Origin of the sequence: Dubosiella newyorkensis (genome assembly GCF_001945605.1) — a bacterium.
GTDB classification, from domain to species: domain Bacteria; phylum Bacillota_I; class Bacilli_A; order Erysipelotrichales; family Erysipelotrichaceae; genus Dubosiella; species Dubosiella newyorkensis.
The window spans coordinates 1-19,537 of the sequence record NZ_MPKA01000022.1; the positions used below are offsets into that span (position 1 = coordinate 1).

At 42.3% G+C, this 19,537-nt stretch carries 21 protein-coding genes and 5 tRNA genes; 4 read left to right on the top strand and 22 right to left on the bottom strand.

From position 1 onward, the window contains the following. Positions 1-284: transposase domain-containing protein (locus BO225_RS12965; RefSeq protein WP_143356714.1), on the top strand; the 284-nt coding region annotated here is incomplete at its 5' end. Positions 285-464: 180 nt separating this feature from the next. On the opposite strand, the gene BO225_RS00725 is transcribed toward BO225_RS12965, so the two are convergent. The 8 genes from BO225_RS00725 to BO225_RS00760 form a co-directional block, all read right to left on the bottom strand. Further along, the gene (locus BO225_RS00725; RefSeq protein ID WP_076340387.1) at positions 465-2,102 is read right to left on the bottom strand and encodes a DAK2 domain-containing protein; all 1,638 of its coding nucleotides are present in this window, start codon (positions 2,100-2,102) and stop codon (positions 465-467) included. A 14-nt stretch (positions 2,103-2,116) separates the two neighbouring features. After that, on the bottom strand, positions 2,117-2,476 hold the full coding sequence (locus BO225_RS00730; RefSeq protein WP_076340388.1) for an Asp23/Gls24 family envelope stress response protein: 360 nt from the start codon (positions 2,474-2,476) through the stop codon (positions 2,117-2,119). A 61-nt stretch (positions 2,477-2,537) separates the two neighbouring features. Continuing rightward, positions 2,538-3,608, bottom strand: coding sequence for an FtsQ-type POTRA domain-containing protein (locus tag BO225_RS00735; protein ID WP_076340389.1), 1,071 nt, complete (start codon positions 3,606-3,608; stop codon positions 2,538-2,540). Beyond that, positions 3,571-4,506 carry a UDP-N-acetylmuramate dehydrogenase gene (gene murB / locus BO225_RS00740; RefSeq protein ID WP_076340390.1) on the bottom strand — a complete coding sequence of 312 codons (936 nt, stop codon included), beginning with the start codon at positions 4,504-4,506 and terminating at the stop codon, positions 3,571-3,573. The genes BO225_RS00735 and murB overlap by 38 nt, the downstream gene beginning before the upstream one ends. A 10-nt stretch (positions 4,507-4,516) precedes the next feature. Next, positions 4,517-5,593 (bottom strand): undecaprenyldiphospho-muramoylpentapeptide beta-N-acetylglucosaminyltransferase, encoded by a 1,077-nt coding sequence (gene murG / locus BO225_RS00745; protein ID WP_076340391.1) that lies wholly within the window; start codon positions 5,591-5,593, stop codon positions 4,517-4,519. A gap of 4 nt (positions 5,594-5,597) precedes the next feature. Then, positions 5,598-6,344 (bottom strand): class B sortase, encoded by a 747-nt coding sequence (locus BO225_RS00750; protein WP_076340406.1) that lies wholly within the window; start codon positions 6,342-6,344, stop codon positions 5,598-5,600. A gap of 81 nt (positions 6,345-6,425) precedes the next feature. Then, a complete protein-coding gene (gene nagB / locus BO225_RS00755) occupies positions 6,426-7,142 on the bottom strand; it encodes a glucosamine-6-phosphate deaminase (protein WP_076340392.1) in 717 nt (238 codons plus the stop codon). Positions 7,143-7,269: 127 nt separating this feature from the next. After that, positions 7,270-7,749: a PTS sugar transporter subunit IIB gene (locus BO225_RS00760; protein WP_076340393.1), complete on the bottom strand. Its 480-nt coding sequence runs from the start codon at positions 7,747-7,749 to the stop codon at positions 7,270-7,272. A 127-nt stretch (positions 7,750-7,876) separates the two neighbouring features. On the opposite strand from BO225_RS00760, the gene BO225_RS00765 reads away from it, so the two are divergent. Next, complete coding sequence (locus BO225_RS00765; RefSeq protein ID WP_076340394.1) at positions 7,877-9,043, top strand: helix-turn-helix domain-containing protein; 1,167 nt, start codon at positions 7,877-7,879, stop codon at positions 9,041-9,043. Here the strand turns inward: BO225_RS00765 and BO225_RS00770 are convergent. From BO225_RS00770 to BO225_RS00800, 7 genes are all read right to left on the bottom strand, one after another. Further along, positions 9,040-9,450 (bottom strand): PTS sugar transporter subunit IIA domain-containing protein, encoded by a 411-nt coding sequence (locus BO225_RS00770; protein ID WP_076340395.1) that lies wholly within the window; start codon positions 9,448-9,450, stop codon positions 9,040-9,042. The two genes, BO225_RS00765 and BO225_RS00770, sit on opposite strands and share 4 nt — an antisense overlap. A gap of 1 nt (position 9,451) precedes the next feature. Next, on the bottom strand, positions 9,452-10,333 hold the full coding sequence (locus BO225_RS00775) for an aldose 1-epimerase family protein (RefSeq protein ID WP_076340396.1): 882 nt from the start codon (positions 10,331-10,333) through the stop codon (positions 9,452-9,454). A gap of 74 nt (positions 10,334-10,407) precedes the next feature. Next, positions 10,408-11,256 carry a patatin-like phospholipase family protein gene (locus tag BO225_RS00780; RefSeq protein WP_076340397.1) on the bottom strand — a complete coding sequence of 283 codons (849 nt, stop codon included), beginning with the start codon at positions 11,254-11,256 and terminating at the stop codon, positions 10,408-10,410. Between the two features lie 4 nt (positions 11,257-11,260). Next, a complete protein-coding gene (locus BO225_RS00785) occupies positions 11,261-12,433 on the bottom strand; it encodes an NAD(P)-dependent malic enzyme (protein ID WP_076340398.1) in 1,173 nt (390 codons plus the stop codon). 7 nt (positions 12,434-12,440) lie between these two features. Next, positions 12,441-13,637 (bottom strand): peptidase T, encoded by a 1,197-nt coding sequence (gene pepT, locus BO225_RS00790; RefSeq protein ID WP_076340399.1) that lies wholly within the window; start codon positions 13,635-13,637, stop codon positions 12,441-12,443. An 11-nt stretch (positions 13,638-13,648) separates the two neighbouring features. Further along, positions 13,649-15,247, bottom strand: a complete 1,599-nt coding sequence (locus BO225_RS00795) for a putative manganese-dependent inorganic diphosphatase (RefSeq protein ID WP_076340400.1) — start codon at positions 15,245-15,247, stop codon at positions 13,649-13,651. A gap of 98 nt (positions 15,248-15,345) precedes the next feature. Next, positions 15,346-15,639, bottom strand: coding sequence for an HU family DNA-binding protein (locus tag BO225_RS00800; protein ID WP_076340401.1), 294 nt, complete (start codon positions 15,637-15,639; stop codon positions 15,346-15,348). Positions 15,640-15,826: 187 nt separating this feature from the next. Between BO225_RS00800 and BO225_RS00805 the strand changes: the two genes are divergently transcribed. Beyond that, positions 15,827-15,900, top strand: a tRNA-Thr gene (locus BO225_RS00805). Positions 15,901-16,091: 191 nt separating this feature from the next. Here BO225_RS00805 and BO225_RS00810 read toward each other — a convergent pair. The 5 genes from BO225_RS00810 to BO225_RS00830 all read right to left on the bottom strand — a co-directional run bounded on the left by BO225_RS00810 (position 16,092) and on the right by BO225_RS00830 (position 16,913). Beyond that, positions 16,092-16,165: transfer RNA gene (locus tag BO225_RS00810), tRNA-Gly, on the bottom strand. Positions 16,166-16,172: 7 nt separating this feature from the next. Beyond that, positions 16,173-16,248 (bottom strand) — tRNA-Gln (locus BO225_RS00815). 8 nt (positions 16,249-16,256) lie between these two features. Next, positions 16,257-16,340, bottom strand: a tRNA-Tyr gene (locus BO225_RS00820). A 12-nt stretch (positions 16,341-16,352) separates the two neighbouring features. Then, positions 16,353-16,428, bottom strand: a tRNA-Val gene (locus BO225_RS00825). 26 nt (positions 16,429-16,454) lie between these two features. Continuing rightward, positions 16,455-16,913, bottom strand: coding sequence for a hypothetical protein (locus BO225_RS00830; protein WP_076340402.1), 459 nt, complete (start codon positions 16,911-16,913; stop codon positions 16,455-16,457). Positions 16,914-16,978: 65 nt separating this feature from the next. Between BO225_RS00830 and BO225_RS00835 the strand changes: the two genes are divergently transcribed. Further along, a complete protein-coding gene (locus BO225_RS00835; protein WP_076340403.1) occupies positions 16,979-17,947 on the top strand; it encodes a rod shape-determining protein in 969 nt (322 codons plus the stop codon). A gap of 23 nt (positions 17,948-17,970) precedes the next feature. Here the strand turns inward: BO225_RS00835 and BO225_RS00840 are convergent, their stop codons facing one another. Both BO225_RS00840 and BO225_RS00845 read right to left on the bottom strand, forming a co-directional pair. After that, complete coding sequence (locus BO225_RS00840) at positions 17,971-18,237, bottom strand: hypothetical protein (protein WP_076340404.1); 267 nt, start codon at positions 18,235-18,237, stop codon at positions 17,971-17,973. Between the two features lie 118 nt (positions 18,238-18,355). Continuing rightward, positions 18,356-19,117, bottom strand: a complete 762-nt coding sequence (locus tag BO225_RS00845; protein WP_076340405.1) for a DeoR/GlpR family DNA-binding transcription regulator — start codon at positions 19,115-19,117, stop codon at positions 18,356-18,358. Positions 19,118-19,537: the final 420 nt, after the last annotated feature.

Genomic DNA, 19,537 nt, shown 5'->3' on the forward strand with positions numbered 1-19,537 from the left:
TGGACAACGGAAGTCTGCCGATGACCAATTCGCTTGCCGAAAGGACGATCCGAAATTTTGCGGTAGGAAGAAACAACTGGCTGTTTTCGGGAAGTCCTAGAGGAGCCAAGGCTTGCGGAGTGCTCTATTCGATCGTAGAAAGCGCCAAAGCCAATGGGCTGATCCCTTACAAATACATCCTTCACCTTTTAAAAGAACTCTCAAGACATGCTGGAAAGCTGACCAGCGAAATACTGGAGGAATGTATGCCTTGGAATCCAAATTTGATCAGCATATGCCAATAAAAACAAAGACGCTCATCGCAGGTAGAGATATTGTCTCTGATTCGATGAGCGTTTTCTATACGCTGTTTTAATTCCCGCTTACCCTCCACATTCAAAAGATCGGCAAATTCTTGCTTTGTATATTTTTTCATTCTGAATTTTCTTTCTAAAAAAACCTAAGCGATGAAGCTTAGGTTTTTTTTATTCAACACCAAGGATAAAGGAATAGACTGGTTGTTCTCCGTTATTGATTTCCACTTCGGCATCGCTGTTTTCTTCGACGAACGCTCCAAGTTCTTCCGCCATTTCTTTAGTCGCATCTTCTCCATAGATGATCGTGACAAGCTCGCTATCTTCATCAAGCATTTTGGAAAGGAGTTCTTTCGAAGCCTGCATACAGTCGTTTTGACAAGCGACGATCGCTTTGCCAAACATTCCCATGTATTGGCCTTTTTTGATTTCCATGCCTTCGTAAGTCGTATCCCGGACAGCATACGTCACTTCTCCCGATTTGACTTGGCTCAAAGCGTTTTCCATCTCATCCAGGTTGGTCGTCACATCCACATCCGGATTGAACATGATACACGCGCATAAGCCTTGTGGGATCGTCTTGGAAGGAATCACATGAATATCTTGATCTTCCATGACAGACTGTGCTTGCTGTGCGGCTAGAATGATATTCGAGTTGTTTGGAAGAATGAAAATATGGTCGCAATTCAATTTTTGGATCGCAGAAACGAAATCTTCCGTCGATGGATTCATCGTTTGACCGCCTCCGATCACGACATCCGCGCGAAGTTCTTTGAACATGTTCTTGATGCCTTCGCCAGCCGCTACCGTAATGATGCCATACTTCTTGTGAGGTTCCTTTTTGATTTCATGATACTCTTCTTCTTCTTTTTCAAGAATATTATCATGCTGATCCTGCATGTTCTCGATCTTGAGCTTCATGAAACGGCCTTGACGTTTTCCCATCTTGATCGCTGTCTGTGGCTCGAGCGTATGGACATGGACCTTGACAAGATCGTCATCTTGAACGCACACGATCGAATTTCCAATCGTTGCCAGCTCCTTTTTAAAGGAATCTTCAGAGAAGTTGCGGATTCCATGATCCGAAAGATGCAAGATGAATTCTGTACAGAATCCATATTCTTGCTCGCCGCCTTCCACTTTCGTTTGGGCCGCCTCTACAGGATTTACTTCCCCTTCACGCGCGATGACTTTTCCTTCCATCGCGGACAAGAAACCTTCCAAAATGACCAAAAGTCCTTTTCCGCCAGAATCGACAACGCCAACTTCTGCAAGCACTGGCAAGAGCTGCGGCGTCGTATCTAAAGATTCTTCCGCTTCCTTGACCATACGAGCCATGACTTTCGTGCAATCTGTCACTTCTTCGCTCATCGTATAGGCATACGTGTAATCCGCCGCTTCTCGAATGACTGTCAAGATCGTTCCTTCAACAGGACGCATGACCGCTTTATAAGCGACACGACTACCATTCACAAGCGCATGGGCAAGCTGGGCCGCGTCGATTTGATCAAGATCCTTGATTGCTTGATAAAAGCCACGGAAAATTTGCGAAGTAATAACACCTGAATTTCCGCGTGCTCCCATCAATAGTCCTCGAGAAAGCGTTTTGGCGATCTCGCCTACCGAATCCGTAGGATCTTCTAAAGCCGCATTGACGCCATTCGAAACAGTTAAGAACATATTGGTTCCTGTATCCCCATCTGGTACTGGGAATACGTTCAGTGCATCGATTTGAGAAGAATGATTTCCTAAATTATTCATTCCAGAAAGAAGCATTTCTTTAAACAATTTTCCATCGATATATTGCATAAAAATAGACTCCTTTACTTACTCATCCGCACTTCTTGAACATAGATATTGATAGCTTGCACCTTAACTTCCAATGTCTTCTCCAAGACGTATTTTACACGTTTTTGGGCTTCATAGATCACTTCGCCAAGCTTGATTCCTTGCAAAGCAATAATATAAATATCAAGAACAAGTCCATCCTCGTTTTGACGAACGACGATGCCCTTTGAATAATTATCGCGTTTTAAAAGCTCTGCCAAACCATCTTTCAATAGTTTTTGAGAAGCCATTCCAACGATTCCATAGCATTCCGTGATCGTTCCTCCCGCGAGTGAAGCGATCGCATCGAGCGAAATTTGGATGTTTCCAAATTCAGTTGATTTATAAATAGGCATAAAGTACCTCCTGTTTGCTATAGCACATTATAGCATGTCTTTAAAATTAAACTACAAATATTTACTCAGTCAGGATAAAACCTTGACTTTCATCCCATATATAATATGACCCTGTCGCTGGATCCTGGTAAAGATTTAAGCTTTGGGAATACAAATATCCACTATCCGGCATCAAGATCCAGTCTTCCTCGGTGTCCACCTGCTCTTCGACCTCATTTTCAGGATCCTCTTCGCTGATCGGCTCTTCTTGCTCTTGCGAACTTGATTCTGGATCCTCTTGTTGGCCGCTCTCTTCTTGTTCTTGCTGTTTCTTAGCTTCTTCTTCCGCTCTTTTTTGCGCTTGAGCTTCTTCCTTTTTACGGGCTTCTTCTTCTTTCCGTTTTGCTTCTCTTTCTTCTAAAGACATGTTGAGATATGTGCAATCCAATTTATTGATCGAAGAGTTTTGCGCATCCAAGACTAGGCAGACCGATTGGCCTTTCAGCTGCGAAAGCATATCTTTATAATGTGACATCATCATAAGGTCTGGAATACTTGTATAGACCATATTTCCATCTTGCATCGTGATCTTAAGCATATTTTGATCGTACGAAGTCGAATACGGAACGATTTCCGCGATCTTTTCCACGACCTCACGCGTCAAAAGCGTCTCATATTTTTCAAACTCTTTCCAGATCCGCTCTAACTGTTCATCGTTAAAATCACTCAATAAAGGAAAATGAATAATATTTTTTAGATATTTTTCATCCAGCAAGATCGATTCGCCTTTGTTTGTCAGCATATAGTTTTTTCCATCCTTGACATAATATCCAATGACTGTTTTTTCTTGAATATCGATCAAGATCGAATCATTCTTTTTTTTGACTGAGACAGATTCGATCAGAGGATCCGCCTTCAATCGATTCTCGATCAAAAATTTGGGAGTCAGCCAATAGCGGGAAGCCGAGTTCACTTTGGCAATATCGAGCACTTGCTGATCCGTATAGTAATAATTTCCTGTTGCTGCGCTGACCTTCACTCGAGAATCCAGCGAAAAATAATAGATCAAAAAGCTCGAGATCAACATGAGAACAACGCAAAGGCACGCGCTCATTTTAAGACTTAGCGTCTTTTTCTTCGTCTTCTTTTTCATTCCAATTTAAATATTCCACTTCTTGAATCAAATCGATCCCGAATTTCTCTTTCGCTCGGATCTGTACGCATTCGATCAAACGATGCACATCTTCCGCCTTGGCTTCTCCGCAATTGACAATAAAATTGCTGTGCTTTTTGGAAATCATCGCATCCCCGATCCGTTTTCCACGCAAGCCTAGCTCATCGATGATCTTCCAGGCTGGCATCTCTTTTGGATTCCGGAACACGCTTCCCGCGCAAGGCTGATCGAGAGGCTGTGTTTGCATACGGCGCGAGCGCCTTGAATTCATGAGTTGGCGGATCTCCTCTTGTTCTTTTGGGATCAGCTGAAAACAGCCCGCTAAAATCGTCCAGTCTCGATGTTTTTGAAACAAAGAATGCCGATAATCGTATTCGAGATCTTCCTTATCGAGCCACACGATCTCCCCATCTTTCAAAACGAGCACTTTGACCAAAACATTCGAAAGGTTGGAATTATAGGCTCCTGCATTCATAAACAATCCGCCACCAACAGATCCTGGGATCCCTGAAGCGAATTCGAGCCCGCTCAAAGAATGACGCATCGCCTCCATTGCTAGATTGATGAGCGAACATCCTGCTTGCGCGATCAACAATCCATTCGGTTCAAAATAAAACTCATTCAAGGTTTGATCTAAATTGATGATCGCTCCATGAAAATGGGAATCATGAAAAAGAAGATTGGACCCTCTTCCTAAAATATAGTATGGGATCGCTTCTTCTTTTAAGATCTCTAAAAGCCGGATCAGAGCGAGCTCGTTTTTAGGATATATATAATAATCAACGATCCCGCCTATACGATAAGTAGTATGCTGTTTCATCGATTCATCGATCTTAACTTTTCCAAAAGGTTTTATTCGCTCTAATATCCTATCCATATGCTTCCCCTTATTTCATTAGCGTATACGCGTACTCGACTAGATCATAAGCCGCATCGCCTTTTCCCATCTTAAATGCCTTATCCGATATCGAGTTTCGATTTTCTTCATTAAGAAATGTCTTGGCAAAAGCCGCTTTCAGAGTTTCTTGATTCAGATCCTTTTCTTCGATCATGCTTGCAGCCCCTCGATCCACAAGCATTTTCGCGTTGTAGTATTGATGATTGTTTGCGACATAGGGACTTGGGATCAAAATAGCCGGGATCCCTAAAGCAGTAAGTTCTGCAATCGTTGTCGCGCCCGCCCTACAAATCATGCCATCGATCTTTCCGTAGATTTTGAGCGTATCTACATAAGGAACGACATGTACGTTTTCATTTCCTTTGAATAGATCTAAATCTTCTGAATTATCTTTTCCACAAACATAGAGGATTTGAAAATCTTGAGGAATGCCTTGAAGCGCTTCTTTCATCAAAGCGTTGATCGACGACGATCCCAAGCTTCCCATCATGATCAAGATCGTCTTTTTATCGTCGCTCAGTCCCAAAGAGTGGAAATAGCTTAGGTCTACATTGGCTTCCTTGGCGATCGTCGCTCTAGGATTTCCAAATTTCTTGATCTTGTCCTTCGGGAAAACTTCATCGCATTTATCATAACAAGTGACGATCCCGTCGGCTTTTTTCATGACGAGCTTGTTCGATTTTCCAACAATGGAATTTTGTTCATGAATGATCGTAGGGATATCAAGCGATTGAGCGGCCATCATAACAGGTGCGCTGACATAGCCTCCAAATCCGATAACTAGATCAGCCTTGAATTCTTTTAAATACTCTTTTGCTTTTTGTTGAGCCCGCATCATCTGCAAGATCGCCTTCGCTTTGGATCCAAGCGATCCTACTAAGCCAGAAGTGTGCAAAGAACGAAACGGATATCCATAGCTTGGGATCAGATCTGCTTCCATTCTGTCGTCATTTCCAATGAACATGATCTCATCATTTGGATGCATTTGTTTAACTTTTGAAGCGAACGCTAAAGCCGGATAAATATGGCCCCCTGTTCCGCCTGTTACGATACATATATGTTTCACAATTTTATTCCTCCATTTGAATCGGCTCTGTCGTTGGTTCCATGACCCCCACTAGAACAAGTCGATTGATTGAATCAAAGCCATAATCTAGATCACATGTCGAAAGAGTGATGAAGTGTTTGCCTTCGACAGGAATATTTCGTGAATACGTCGCTTGAGAGATCATTTCGTTCGCGTGTTCTGTTGTTTGTGTCAAGTCGTATTTTGTATAGAACGATGTTCCTTCTGTCGTTTTGGAGAAGGCCAAGACATCGCATTTGTAGTTTTGACTCGGTGTCAACACATAAAAAACAGGATGGGTTTCAAAAAAAGAGGCGTCCTCGAATCGGTCCATGGAGGTGAACATTCCGCCTCCTTCCACGGAATGTCCATAGACGACATTGTTTTCGTCAGAAAAATCAGGAGCGGCCCCTGCATCTAAAAAGATCGATCCGCGAATATTGGTTTCGCCTAGCGTTGTATGGTTCAAGTAATACGTGTTGTCGCTTCCTTGAACGATCGGAAAAGAGACAGAATCGAGTCCTGGTACATAGACCCAGCCCACCACATCAGGAGCGCTCTGTTTTAAAGCGGTCCAATCGATCGTCAACGTCTTGTTGGCGTTGTCCTCGATTTTGGCGATCTCTTGTAGTTTTTCATTTTCCTGATCGATCATTTTTGATTCTTTATATATTTTATAGAGTTGAAAGGCGCTGAAGCTGAATACACAGATCGCAGCCAGCAGCACGATACGGTAGATCCATTTTTTCATGTCCTTATCATAAAGCATTTCGCCAATTAAATACAAGCACTTCTCAGAAACGAAAAAGAGTGCGCTATGCACTCTCTTGAATTACTTCGATAATTTGCTGGCCGCTTCTTTGTCGATGAATACGATCACATCGGGATGCTTTTGAAGAACAGAAGCTGGGCATTCGATATTGACATCGCCTTCGATCATCGCTTTGAGCGCGTCGGCTTTATTCGCTCCATTGGCTACGAGCAAGATCTTTTTCGCCTTCATGATCGTGCCGATTCCTTGTGTGATCGCTTGCGTTGGTACCTTGTTGATGTCATTGTCAAAGAAGCGCGCGTTTGCTTCCCTCGTGTTTTCTGTAAGATCAACGATATGAGTTGGTTCATCGAATGGTGTGCCTGGCTCATTGAAGCCGATATGACCATTTTGCCCGATTCCAAGAACTTGGATATCGACGCCATTGACCGCGTCTTCATACTTTTCGCAATCTTCTTTTGTGTTTCCATAAGGAACATGCGTATTGTTTGGATCGATATCGATGCCCGAGAACAAATTCTCATTCATAAACGTGTAATACGATTGAGGATCCTTACGATCGATTCCAACATACTCATCCAAATTATAAGTAGACACATCTTTATAACTTGTTCCATTTTCTTTATGATCTTTGATCATATCTTGATACATGCCAACTGGCGAAGAACCTGTGGCTAGACCCAATACAGAATTTGGTTTTTCGACCACTTGTTCCTTAATGACTTCAAATGCTTTATTCGAAAGATCATCATAATTTTCGCAAACAACTACTTTCATACTTAACACTCCTTTTTCTTGATTCTATTGTATCATGTTCGATAGAAATATCTACAATTCTTGGTAAATACCAATAAGATGAACTTAGAAAGAAAAAAGAATGGCTTCCTTGCCATTCTTTTCGACCTTAAGCGCTTAACAGTTCGTCTGCGTTTGCTGGAACAGTATTCGGAACGCTTTGCACATTCAAATGAACCCCTTGATCATGCAAAGCTTTAAAAGCGTCGACTTCCTTTTGATCCACATATACAGATGGGCTGACTTCTTTTTTTCCTTCTGCTTTTGGCAAATTACCGACATTTACATCTTGGATCTCGATTCCCCCGTCGATCAATGTCAATACATCTTTTGGATCCGTCACTAAAATCATGATCTTTTCTTCAGATGCAGCTTCTTGGATCGCCTTGATCCCATCCTTCAGCGTATAATAACGCGTTTTCGCGTTGGCAGGAGCGATCATGTTCATAAGCTCTTGCTTGAATGGATCCTTCGCTACCTCGTCATTTAAAACGAACACCGTATTCGCTCCTGTTTTAGCGATCCATTGAGTCGCTACTTGCCCATGAATCAATCGATCATCGATTCGTGTTAAAACAATTTCAGCCATAGATTCTCCCTTCTTCCTTTAAAATTATGGTTTCCACTTATAGTTTGATTTTACCACTTTTCCTTTATTTGAGTAAACCATTCTTTGTTTTTCAACAAAATCGATATAATAGAAGAAAGGTGATCATATGTTGCGCAGAACAACAAATTTTAAATTCCAAGATTTTGGGGAAGTCCACAATATTCCGCCCAAAGAAGTGAAAGAGATGTCGGACCATATTCTACAATTGAAGGCAAAATCCTTTGATCGCGCCTTCTTTTCGAGTACGCCTACGTATCTCGAAAATATGAGCGGGATCACGATGGTGGCGCTTTCGCACGATGGAATCCATTTTAAAAAATTCGTCTTGCACCGCACGATCGAAATCGATCCGAACGTGTATTTCAACTTTGTTCCGATCACGGATCATTCAGAGCTGAAGATCTACTATAACGAAGCGACACTCAACGAAAAAAAGATCCAAGATCCAATCGAATATAAACCGATTTCTTCGAAGATCGCAATGAAAGAGATCTATACAAATTATTATTATATCCGCAAGGCGGGTTATTTTTTCCCAGAACAGATCCTTCCTTTTTACGTATTGCTTTATATCGATGAGGGAGAAATCGAGATCGAATGCGATGAACACGCTTATTGTTTGAAAGCGAATGATTGTCTTTTATTGTATCCAGATCAAAAGTTGTCGATGCATACGAAGTCCGATCAAAACTGCTCCTATTTGATGATTTCTTTTTTAATGGAAACGACGCTAGATACTTCCTTGAAAAACATCATCATCCATCTTCGAAACCGGGAAGTGTATTCTCTGTTGTCAAAATATATGAAGGCGGTCCAAAACGATCATGAAATCGAGCATGAGCTTGCGATCGTCTATTTGAAAGAAGTCGTTCTTATGCTTTTCCGCGAGCGGATCGAAACACAAGCCAACGAATACAATCCAATGCAGGTACATTACGAAAACGCCTTATTTAATGAAATCTTGATTTATATCCAGACGCATATCGATCAAAACATTTCAGTCGAGGCCCTTTGTGAACGATTCCAGATTTCTAGAAGCAAGATCCAAAATATTTTTAAAGAAAAATTCGACATTGGGCCAAAACAATATATATCGAATGTAAAATTAGATCGCGCGAAAGAAATGATTCAAGAACATAAGTACACGATTTCGGAGATCTCCGATCGTCTTGGTTTTACGAGTGTTCATTATTTTTCTCGAAAATTCAAATCGCATTTTTCGATCGCTCCAACCGATTATGCCAAACAATGCCAAAAACAGAAGGAATTTTAATTTCCTTCTGTTTTTGATTGAAAATAGAGAACGCTATCTTTCCCGATCGTTTCGATACTTTTTGCTAATTCGTCTAAATCCGCTATAAATTGTCTTGTTAAGTTGGCTTCGCTGAGCATGCCTAGATTGGTTCCTGCAAGCACTTTGACATCCTTGCGCCCACGGGCATATAAAGCCGCACATTGAAATGGAGTTCCTCCTAAAAGGTCGCAAAAGATCAATACTCCATCACAAACCTCTAAAAGCTTCGTACATTTTTCATCGATTTTTGCTTCCAGGAGCGTTTTCGTGCATCCTTCCTCAAAATCGATGGCTTCGATAGCGTTCAGCTCTCCTGCCAGCAAAGTCAACGCGCTTTTCATTCCTGTGCCAAAATGCGCGTGGCCCGTTATGATCATTCCGATCATTTTATTTTCCTTCCTTATTCTGGAAGATCGTGATCGTATATCCAGTTTTGAACACTTCATGCGGCTGTAGGATGATCGTCCCTTCCCGTTGATAGAAATCCGAGCAAGACTGATCGAAATCCGCATGTCCGAACCACGGTTCGATACAAATAAAATTCGATGGCGAAGGATGCGACCAGATCGCTAAAAACGGAAATCCTGGGAAGCTGATCCGGATCTTAGGAACGTTTTTATATTCAAGATCTACGTAAGTAGAGCTAAAATCCTTCAGTACGATAGTAGCGAATCTTTTGATTTCATCGCGGTTGAGCTGCCAATTATTCAAGTGGACAGACTGGGTATGGGAAGGAATGCTCAGATCATCATGAAAAATGATTTGATTGGCATTCTCGTCATTTTCAAAATGGATGGAATATTCTTCAAACATTTCTCCTTGTTTTTGTGGTACCCGAAATGCCGGATGAAGGCCAAAAGAGAATGGCATATCTTCTTTTCCTGTATTCTCGATTCGATAGTCGATCTTGACTTGGTTGTTTTCAAGACGATACGTAATCTTATAGGAGAAATCAAAAGGATACTGTTTGCGGGTCTCTTCATCGCTTTCATAGATGAAGGAAATATGATCGTCCCCTTGTTCTCCTTTCAAGCGTGCATACCGGATCAATCCATGGTTTTTCATCGAATACTGTTTTCCAGCGATTTCATACGTTTTATTATAGGTGGATCCGATAATAGGGAAAAGAGAAGGATTCGAACCGCTCCACGCTTCATCACCTTGATAGATGATCTCTATTCCGTCTTCTTTATTCGTTAAATGGAGCATCTCCCCGCCTTGCTCCGTACATTCTAGCTTTAAAATATCATTTTCTAATAAATAAGCCATACGCGTCCCTCCTCGTTATACTCTTTTTTATTTTACATCCTTGTCCTCTAAAAGAAAAGATGGCCTCAGCCATCTTAAAGACCGCAAAAGGAACGGATCTCATCGAGACGTTCCTTTGTTTCATCGTACCCGAGCTGAAACCACGGTTTAAGTTTTTTTGGATCTGTCGTATATCGTGTGATGCCTAGATCTTTTTGGGGGCGCAAGATCAGCGCCTTTCCTTCCGCTTGAAGCTTGTCGATATGCGCCCATTGCTCGTTATATCGAATATGTCGATTTCTAAGATCATCTGTGATCTGTTTGTCACGATATACAAGGTTCGATAAAAGCAATTGATAGCCTGGCGCTTTTTTCCGGATATAGCCTTCTTCTTTTGTGGAAATGACAATATGTTTCGTACATCCTTTTTTTTCGGCTTGCTCGATGCTGATCATATCGACGAGCCCGGCATCAAAGTATTTCTTGCCTTGAAATGTATATGGTTTGGTTAAAAGCATCAAAGCGCAACTCGCTTTGATCAATGTCATCGATCGATCCACATACGATTTATCGAAATACTCGATCACATGCTTCTCCATATTATAGAGTCCTGTATCCATCTCAGTCGAGCTTTTATAAAATGTATCAAAGTCTAGCGGCGTTTCTTTTTCAATATAGTTGTTCGTGCTCTCGATCCCGAAGATGCTTCCTTCTTTCAAGATCGCAGAAAGACCCACCGCGCCAGGTTGTGAAGGAGCATCGATCCCTGTGACCTCTAGGCGTCGGATTTGCCTTGAAACATAAGGAAGCAAGACCTCGGCTCCCGCCGAAATTCCCACACAATAAGGAACATAGATCTCGTTTTCCAGCAAACATTTGAGTACACCGGCCGTATAGGCGATCTTGGTGCCCCCGCCTTCCGCTACGATCGATACTCGTTCCATAGATCTACCTTCCTTCTTGGGGCGCGACCCCGCTTTCTTGTGCCGCTTTGAATACAGCTTTGGATACAGCAGGAACGACGCGCCTATCCAACGCGGAGACGATCACATATTCTTCATGGAGCTCTTCAGGTTTGATCAAATCGGCGATCGCATAGACGGCCGCGATCTTCATCGCTTCATTGATTTCTTTCGCTCTTGCTTGAAGGGCGCCTTTAAAGATTCCAGGGAATGCGAGGACATTATTGATTTGATTTGGGTAATCGCTTCTTCCTGTGCCTACGATCTTCGCGCCAGCCTCTAGAGCGTCAGCCCGTTCAATTTCTGGAATCGGATTGGCCATCGCGAAAACGATCGGATCTTTTTTCATCGAACGGATCATTTCTTTTGTCACGATATGGCCTGCGCTCACTCCAATGAATACGTCGGCCTCTGTGAGCGCGTCGGCGAGCGTTCCCGTCTTTTTATAACGATTGACGCGGTCGATCAATCTTCTCTGACCTGAAGTAAGATCCATTTCTACGTTCAGGATTCCTTCTCGATCAACTAAGATGACATCGCCTAATTGCAGCTCCAGCAAAAGACTTGCAATCGCGATCCCAGCACTTCCCGCTCCATTGATCACGATTGTCGGATCTTCTTTTTTCAGCAGTCGAAGCGCGTTGATCAAAGCGGAACTGACGACGATCGCTGTTCCATGCTGATCGTCATGGAATACAGGGATGTTCATTTTTTCTTTGAGTTTCGCTTCCACATCAAAGCAGCGTGGCGCCGCGATATCTTCAAGATTGATGCCGCCAAAGCTTGGCTGGAGAGCTGAAATAATCTGAACGAGCTCATCGACATCTTGGGTATTGAGACAAAGAGGGATCGCGTCAATGTCCGCTAATGCTTTAAAGAGAACGCATTTTCCTTCCATGACGGGGATTCCGGCTTCCGGTCCAATATTGCCTAATCCGAGCACGGCGGATCCATCGCTGATCACGGCCACTGTATTTCCTTTTCCTGTATAAGTATATACGCTTTCTGGATCTTTTTGGATCTCTAAGCACGGAGCGGCTACGCCTGGTGTATAGGCGATAGAAAGGTCATCGTGATTTTGAATAGGCATTTTCGCCTGCACATCGAGTTTCCCTCTCCATTGTTTATGTTTTTTTAATGCTTCTTTACCATAATCCATTGGTGTATCATCCTTCCAAAATACTCTTTACGATTTCAACCATTTTTTTCATTTGAGGAATGCTTGCGAACTCATAGCGTCCATGGTGATTATACGATCCTGTTCCTAGATTTGGACAGATCAAGCCTCTTTCTGTAAGCATCGCTCCATCTGTTCCTCCTCTTACCGGTGTATGGACAGGCTCCATGCCTGCTTTTCTTATCGCTTCTTCGGCTCGATGCACGCTGCGCAGATCACCATGCATGTATTCTTTCATATTGGAATATTGTTTTCGGATAGTCGCTTCAATGCGATTGTTGTATTTCGCATTCATTTCTTTAGCGATCTGCTGGATCGTTTCCATTTGGTTTTCAAACTTGTTCACGTCATGTTCCCGGAGCAAATAGACGAGTTTTGCGTGTTCGCATTCTCCTTCGATCGACAACAGGTGATAAAAGCCTTCGCGTCCTTCTGTTTTTGATGGGATCTCGTCTTTTGGAAGCATGGAAGCGAACTCAACCGCTAATAGGGCGGCGTTGACCATTCGATCTTTGGCGTCGCCAGGATGGATCGAGACGCCTTGAATATCAATGATCGCTTCGGCGGCGTTAAAGGTTTCATAATCGATCGCGTCGATCCGATCGCCATCGATCGTATAGGCGAAATCGACCGGAAACTCTTTTAAATCAAAAGCTTCCACGCCTCTTCCGATTTCTTCATCGGGAGTAAAGGCGATCGCGACGGGTCCATGAGGTTGATCGGAATGGATCAATTCTTCCATAGCCTGCATGATGATGGCGATCCCTGCTTTATCGTCTCCTCCTAGCAATGTCGTTCCGTCTGTTACGATCAAATCCTCATGTTTGACCTTTTTTAAAGAAGGAAAACGGTCTGGATCCATCGAGTAGGTTTCATTCAGGTGGATCGTTTGGCCATCATAGTCGCGGATGATCTTTGGTTTTACGTTTTTCCCTGAAATTTCCGAGGCGGTATCCATATGGGCGACAAATCCGATCGCCTCTTTGGATCGAGTGCCTTTTTCTTTTAAAAACGCATAGACGGTTCCTTGCTTTTCAACAACTCGATCAAAGCCCATCGCCTCGCATTCTTTTTTGAGCGCGTCGGCGAGGACAAGTTGTTTTTTAGTGCTTGGGATCGTTTGGCTGCTGGCATCGGATTGTGTATCGTATTGTACGTAGCGTATAAATTTTTCTTCAACCGACATAGTTTTTACTCCTAGTTCAATTCTTTCGCTAAGCCTGGCACGATTTGTTTTTTACGAGAGACATAGCCTAATCGTTCAAATTCTTGAATGGCTCCAGAAAGCATGCTGGATAGTTTTCCTGTATACAGGAAGCGAGAACCTTTTCCTTCGACGTTTGTGAAAACCATCAAATGCAGATCATTATGGCGTCCTTTGTTTTGTTTCGCCATATATTTCACAAAGTCGTCTTTGATTTCATCGACAACATCAAAATCAAAAATAAAGACTTGCGAAACCGCAACGCGATGACCATTTAGGATATATTCTTTTGTATCGTTGTTCAAAATAGAATCGAATTCTTTTCCCTTGATCGTGGCGGTGTTTTTAAAGAGATCTTGCGCCATTTCGTTTAAATTGAGATGGTATTCTTCTTCGATCCGTTTCGCAACCATGCGATCGATCGGTGTGCAGGTTGGTGAATTGAAGTTCATCGTATCGGAAATCATCGCGTAGGAAACGAGTTTAGCTACATGTTCTGGCATTTTGATGCCTGCTTCATCGTACATGAGCGCGATGATCGTGTTCGAAGAACCTACGATCATGTTTCTAAATACGATCGGACGATCTGTTTCGATATCCCCGATTCTATGATGGTCAACGATCTCGATGATCTCGCCTTGTTCGATATCGTTGATCGTTTGTTTGCGTTCATTGTGGTCAACGAGAACGAATTGTTTTTTCGCGCTTTTCAAAAGATGGTAGCGTGCGACGGAGCCAATGAGTTTGCCTTGTTGTACGACCGGATACGAGGAATGACGGGTCTTGAGCATCTCTCGTTCTACATCTTCTAAGTATTCGTTACGGTTGAACTGGACCATTTTATTGGCTGGTGTCATGATCGCGGACACTGGGATAGCGCGATACACCATTTGGATGATTTTCATTAAATTATAGGGAGTGTTGATCAGTGTGACTCCCATTTGTTTTGCCATTTCGATGATGTAATCATTGGGAACGAAGTTTTCGGCGATCAAGATCATCGCGCACCCTTTGGCCATGCTTTTGATCATCGAATCTTCGTGGTCGTTGAGTACCATAATGGCGCCTTGCAGATCACGTTCCATCATTTTTTTATCGGCGATGCGAACTTCTCCGGAAAGAGGAATATTCCCTTCGAGCAAGATCTTTCCTTTGAGCGCTCTGCGAAAGTTTTCTGCCGATGTTTCTTTGAGCAGCTCTTTGGTGATATTGAGATCCTGCATTTGGATCTTTGAAATATCGCCTAAGGTCACAAGACCTTTATAGTTTTGTTCTTCGTCGATCACGTAGAGCGTTTTGGCGTTGTGATCGATCAAAGCATCCCATCCAGCACGCAAAGTGTCCCCTTCGTTGACTGTATACGCTTCATCGATCTCGATTTCAGAAAGCGTAGATTTTGCGGTCGAAATGTGGATAGGCGGTTCTACTCCGACTTTATTCAATATATATGCCGTTTCAGGATTGACATGTCCGATTCTAGCTGGAATGGCGTTGATTCCTTGGAGCTGTTTTAGAGTGGCTAATGAGATGGCACCACAGATCGAATCGGTATCTGGGTTTTTATGGCCTATGACATAAATGGGTTGTTCCATTTTGTACCTCCGTTTCTTGCTTCATATGTTCTATCATATCATTATTTGCTCTAAGAAAGCGCAAAAAAAACGGAGAACCTTTTTTCTCCGTTCATTTCCTATTTTTCTGGATTTAATGCATCTTTTAAAGCTTTGCTCGCTTTAAATTTTGGGGATTTTGATGCCGCGATCTCGATTTTTTCTTTCGTTGCTGGATTGATTCCTTGTCTTGCGGCTCTTTCTTGAATACTGAATTTTCCAAATCCACTCATATCGGCAACACCGTCTTTGACAAGCACATCTTTGATTTGGTCAAACACAAAATTGACGTAGTCCGCTGCATCTTTCTTCTTTATTGAAAATGTTTCGGCCAAGGCATTTGCTAAATCTTTTTTAGTTAGATTTTCAGCCATGTTATGTCCTCCTTTAAAATCGAGTTAATCATAACATTGTTCGCATTGCCTTTCAACGATAGTGTGTCATTGACAAACGAAAAGGGCAATTCGATTTTTTATGCTTCATTTTTCACTAAAAATAGTCCAAAACTCAAAAAAATATGATAAAATAGCTCTATACTTCTTTAAATAAAGGCTTAAATGCGCCGGTATAGTATAATGGCAATACGGGTCCATGGTAAGGATCAACTCGTGGTTCAATTCCGCGTACCGGCACCATTAGAAATCAACCCTTTAAATAAAGGGTTTTTTTATTTTCTACCCAAATCGGCCACCGTTTTTTGCTAGTTTGCTTTATCGTTGTACTTCATCCATCATTAAAGTGACCACATCTAAGCAAACTATAATACAGTCCAGCAAAGCCTAGTCAAACCAAAAAAAATCCCTTTTTCAGGGATCTAGATTCGATATGGAGCAGGTGATGAGAATCGAACTCACGTAGTCAGCTTGGAAGGCTGAAGTTCTACCATTGAACTACACCTGCAATAGAATGGCTGGGGTATCTGGATTCGAACCAGAGAAATGCAGGAGTCAAAGTCCTGTGCCTTACCGCTTGGCTATACCCCAATAAAAAATGGTGGAGGAAGACAGATTCGAACTGCCGAACCCGAAGGAACTGAGTTACAGTCAGCCGCGTTTAGCCACTTCGCTATTCCTCCACAATGAACAAATGGTGGAGGTTAACGGGCTCGAACCGCTGACCCTCTGCTTGTAAGGCAGACGCTCTCCCAACTGAGCTAAACCTCCGTGTTCCAATTGCATAACTAATACTATCAAAGCGACTCAAAGTTGTCAAACATATTTTCTAATTTTTTTAAAAATTCTTTGGATCGGATTTTTATCGCCATTTGAAGCAATGCGAAAAGCGTTGTTTTCGAGATCCTTTTTTCCATTTTGACAAGCCGGTCGTCATGAAACAAAAATAAATACGAATACACGATTTCTCTTTTCTTTCCAAATACGACTTTTGTTTTGTAAGCCCCCAGCGCTTCGATCATTTCTTTCGATTCATGCCATAAAAAATTCGTTTGATATACGGCAGCGATCCGATCCATATCCGCTTGTGGCTGTAGGGTGTAGATCCGAACCGAAAGCTGCAGCTTTTCAAAAACCGGAACACATTTTAAAAGCAGCAGGATGTACTTCATCGTTTTTTCGCTGTCAATATCCGAGAGCGTAACCACTAAAGACAAATTTTCATTTTTTAAGTCGAGTAAGCAAGTTTGTTCCATGTTTATTTATTGTATCATAGTAAAATATGCGCTACTATAAAAAAAACAAGAAACGGAGGACCTCTATGATTTACGCAGGCATTGATTTAGGCGCCAATTCTATCCGCCTATTCACCTTAGAAGAAGGCCTACTCTTCGATGAGCCATGCATGGTAGCCATCGATCAAAAATCGCACGTCCTGGCGATCGGCAAAGAAGCCTATGAAATGAAAGGAATGCAAGATGAGCAAGTTCGGGTGATTTCCCCGATCCAAGACAACCAAGTCGACATTCAAGTCTTGGAGCTCTTGCTCGAGCAGCTATGCTTTCAATATAAGATCTTTCGAGTATTTACAAAAACGACAATTTTGTTTTCTTATCCCACAAGCCTCTCGAATGAAGCTTGCGAAGAGATCAAGAACACATTGATCCAGCTTGGCGCTCACCAAGTATTTTACGATAGAGAAATATGGTTTACCGCGCTTGGAAGCCAACTCAACTTATCTCTTCCAAAAGCGTGCTGTATCATGAATGTTGGCTCCAGCAATTGTGATATTGCCCTTTTTTCCAACAGCCAGATGGTCCGCTATCAAATTGGAGAAATCACGGGCCAAGTGATCGGCGTCGCGATTTCGTCCTGGCTTTACCAACAAAAAAAGTTGCTCGTCACCGAGAATACACTTGAAGAGATCATTCGAACAGGAGGATCGATCCTACAAGAAAAAGAGGCGCTTCTCATTCCTGTTGTAGGGATCGATTCTCAAACCAAGACTCCAAAAAACATCCAGATCTCCGAAAACGAAATCGCCATTCTTCTCGAGCCGTTGGCTCTTTCGCTAGCCAACTGGATCACCGATTTTTTACGATCTCTTTCGATCCAAGAACAAAAAGATGTCGTGAACCGCGGGATCGTTTGCGCTGGCGGGATCATGCGTCTAAAAGGAATGGTCGCCTATTTACAAGACAAGATCGGCTGTCCGATCTATTTGATGGATGATCCGATCTATGCGACCTTGCATGGAATGGAAATCGTTTTACAGCAGCTATCGATGTAGAAAAAACCGCAAACGCGGTTTTTTTATGACTGCTCTGTTCCTTCGATCATGTTTTCTTCAGCTTGTTCTTGATTTTCTTCTTGCTGACTCTGTGATCCTTCTTCATCGACTTGAGAATCGTTTTCAGGCGCTTTCTCTTCGTTTCCAGTCGTATTTTCGGTTGTTTGGTCTTCTTGAATTTGCTGTTCTTCTTGACTTTCGCCTTTATTGCCGGCCCAAATGGCTGCGACCAGAGCGATCACAACGATAACCACGACAAGGACTGTGATCCATGTTTTCTTTTTTTCCATAATTGCCTCCTTAAATTGCTACCCTTTCTCACAAATCGAGGCCTTTCTTTACCTTCACCCTCATTATAGTCTTGCTTTTGAAGAAACCCTAAAGAGATGAACGAAAAGACGATCCATTCTAATGTTCGACCAGCATGAACTCTTCATCGATTTCCATCGAGCTTTCCCCTTCTTCTGAAATGATCGTATCGAAGGTGGAGAGAGCTTCGAATTTACAAAAGCCAAGCACATTCATTTTCGACTGGTCGACCAGCAAATATGTACGCGTCGCATTTTGCAGCGCGATCTTTTTTATTTCTCGTGAACTCATCTCGGCTGTATACGCCATCCCCGTTTTTTGATCAATGCCAGCGCACCCGATAAAAGCCACATCAAATTGAAATTGAGCGATCTCATTTTGAGCCATGCTTCCCATTCCCATCGCATACTTCGAAGAGTAGTCTCCACCAATCACAATGATCTGCGCTTTGGGGCGATTCAATTGGGCCACCGCCAAATAATTATGTGTCACGATCGTTACCGGTCTATATTGCAGCATTCCCATAAGAGGCACGAGTGTTGTTCCCCCATCCAAAAAGATACAGTCTCCATCTTTGACCTTTTTAGCGGCCAACTTGCAGATTTTCACTTTTTCCGGATAATTGATATCCATCCGTTGGTACATATCGGTTTCTTTGTGGCCATTCAAGACATTTTGTCCTGTATTTTTCACAGCGCCTCCATGAATCCGTTTCAGCTTTCCTTGAAGTTCTAGCTCTTTGAGATCTCTTCGGATCGTTGATTCAGAAACTCCCAATTCTTCAGCGATCGCTTTGACCTGCAAAATCTTGTTTTCATTGATCGTATCAAGTAAATAAATTATTCTTTCTTTTGTCTGCATATCCAATTCCTATCATTATTATTTATTATACGAGATTAGAAATCGTTCTCAAAGCTGTTCCGTTATTTTAGTCCAACGAATTGATTTGCTTTCAATAAGACAATGTGTTTAAATAGGGGAACAGTCAGTATACTCCATCGCTGACTGTTACAGCCAACGAAAGTATTTGTCCCATCAACAGATGTTTTCAACTCTCCCGAAAGCTACCAGGTTTTATCCTCCTTTGGTAGCTTTTACTTTTTTTAAAAAAATTTTGCGAAAAGCGTTGACAGAATTAGATTCTCGATATATTCCCTGACTTTAAGAGATGATTTTCAAAAATGGTGCTAAGGAAGCGGTGTAAACCGATATCCCAGCACCTTTTTTATTTGCCCCTTCGTTAAAAAATAATTATTGAGAGGCAGCGAATAATATTTGCAC

What these genes read in the sequence shown, in the direction of transcription:
- BO225_RS00725 (WP_076340387.1), bottom strand. Translation starts at nt 2,102, where the DNA reads ATGCAATATATCGATGGAAAATTGTTTAAAGAAATGCTTCTTTCTGGA.
- BO225_RS00730 (WP_076340388.1), bottom strand. Translation starts at nt 2,476, where the DNA reads ATGCCTATTTATAAATCAACTGAATTTGGAAACATCCAAATTTCGCTC.
- BO225_RS00735 (WP_076340389.1), bottom strand. Translation starts at nt 3,608, where the DNA reads ATGAAAAAGAAGACGAAGAAAAAGACGCTAAGTCTTAAAATGAGCGCG.
- murB (WP_076340390.1), bottom strand. Translation starts at nt 4,506, where the DNA reads ATGGATAGGATATTAGAGCGAATAAAACCTTTTGGAAAAGTTAAGATC.
- BO225_RS00750 (WP_076340406.1), bottom strand. Translation starts at nt 6,344, where the DNA reads ATGAAAAAATGGATCTACCGTATCGTGCTGCTGGCTGCGATCTGTGTA.
- nagB (WP_076340392.1), bottom strand. Translation starts at nt 7,142, where the DNA reads ATGAAAGTAGTTGTTTGCGAAAATTATGATGATCTTTCGAATAAAGCA.
- BO225_RS00760 (WP_076340393.1), bottom strand. Translation starts at nt 7,749, where the DNA reads ATGGCTGAAATTGTTTTAACACGAATCGATGATCGATTGATTCATGGG.
- BO225_RS00765 (WP_076340394.1), top strand. Translation starts at nt 7,877, where the DNA reads ATGTTGCGCAGAACAACAAATTTTAAATTCCAAGATTTTGGGGAAGTC.
- BO225_RS00770 (WP_076340395.1), bottom strand. Translation starts at nt 9,450, where the DNA reads ATGATCGGAATGATCATAACGGGCCACGCGCATTTTGGCACAGGAATG.
- BO225_RS00775 (WP_076340396.1), bottom strand. Translation starts at nt 10,333, where the DNA reads ATGGCTTATTTATTAGAAAATGATATTTTAAAGCTAGAATGTACGGAG.
- BO225_RS00780 (WP_076340397.1), bottom strand. Translation starts at nt 11,256, where the DNA reads ATGGAACGAGTATCGATCGTAGCGGAAGGCGGGGGCACCAAGATCGCC.
- BO225_RS00785 (WP_076340398.1), bottom strand. Translation starts at nt 12,433, where the DNA reads ATGGATTATGGTAAAGAAGCATTAAAAAAACATAAACAATGGAGAGGG.
- pepT (WP_076340399.1), bottom strand. Translation starts at nt 13,637, where the DNA reads ATGTCGGTTGAAGAAAAATTTATACGCTACGTACAATACGATACACAA.
- BO225_RS00795 (WP_076340400.1), bottom strand. Translation starts at nt 15,247, where the DNA reads ATGGAACAACCCATTTATGTCATAGGCCATAAAAACCCAGATACCGAT.
- BO225_RS00800 (WP_076340401.1), bottom strand. Translation starts at nt 15,639, where the DNA reads ATGGCTGAAAATCTAACTAAAAAAGATTTAGCAAATGCCTTGGCCGAA.
- BO225_RS00830 (WP_076340402.1), bottom strand. Translation starts at nt 16,913, where the DNA reads ATGGAACAAACTTGCTTACTCGACTTAAAAAATGAAAATTTGTCTTTA.
- BO225_RS00835 (WP_076340403.1), top strand. Translation starts at nt 16,979, where the DNA reads ATGATTTACGCAGGCATTGATTTAGGCGCCAATTCTATCCGCCTATTC.
- BO225_RS00840 (WP_076340404.1), bottom strand. Translation starts at nt 18,237, where the DNA reads ATGGAAAAAAAGAAAACATGGATCACAGTCCTTGTCGTGGTTATCGTT.
- BO225_RS00845 (WP_076340405.1), bottom strand. Translation starts at nt 19,117, where the DNA reads ATGCAGACAAAAGAAAGAATAATTTATTTACTTGATACGATCAATGAA.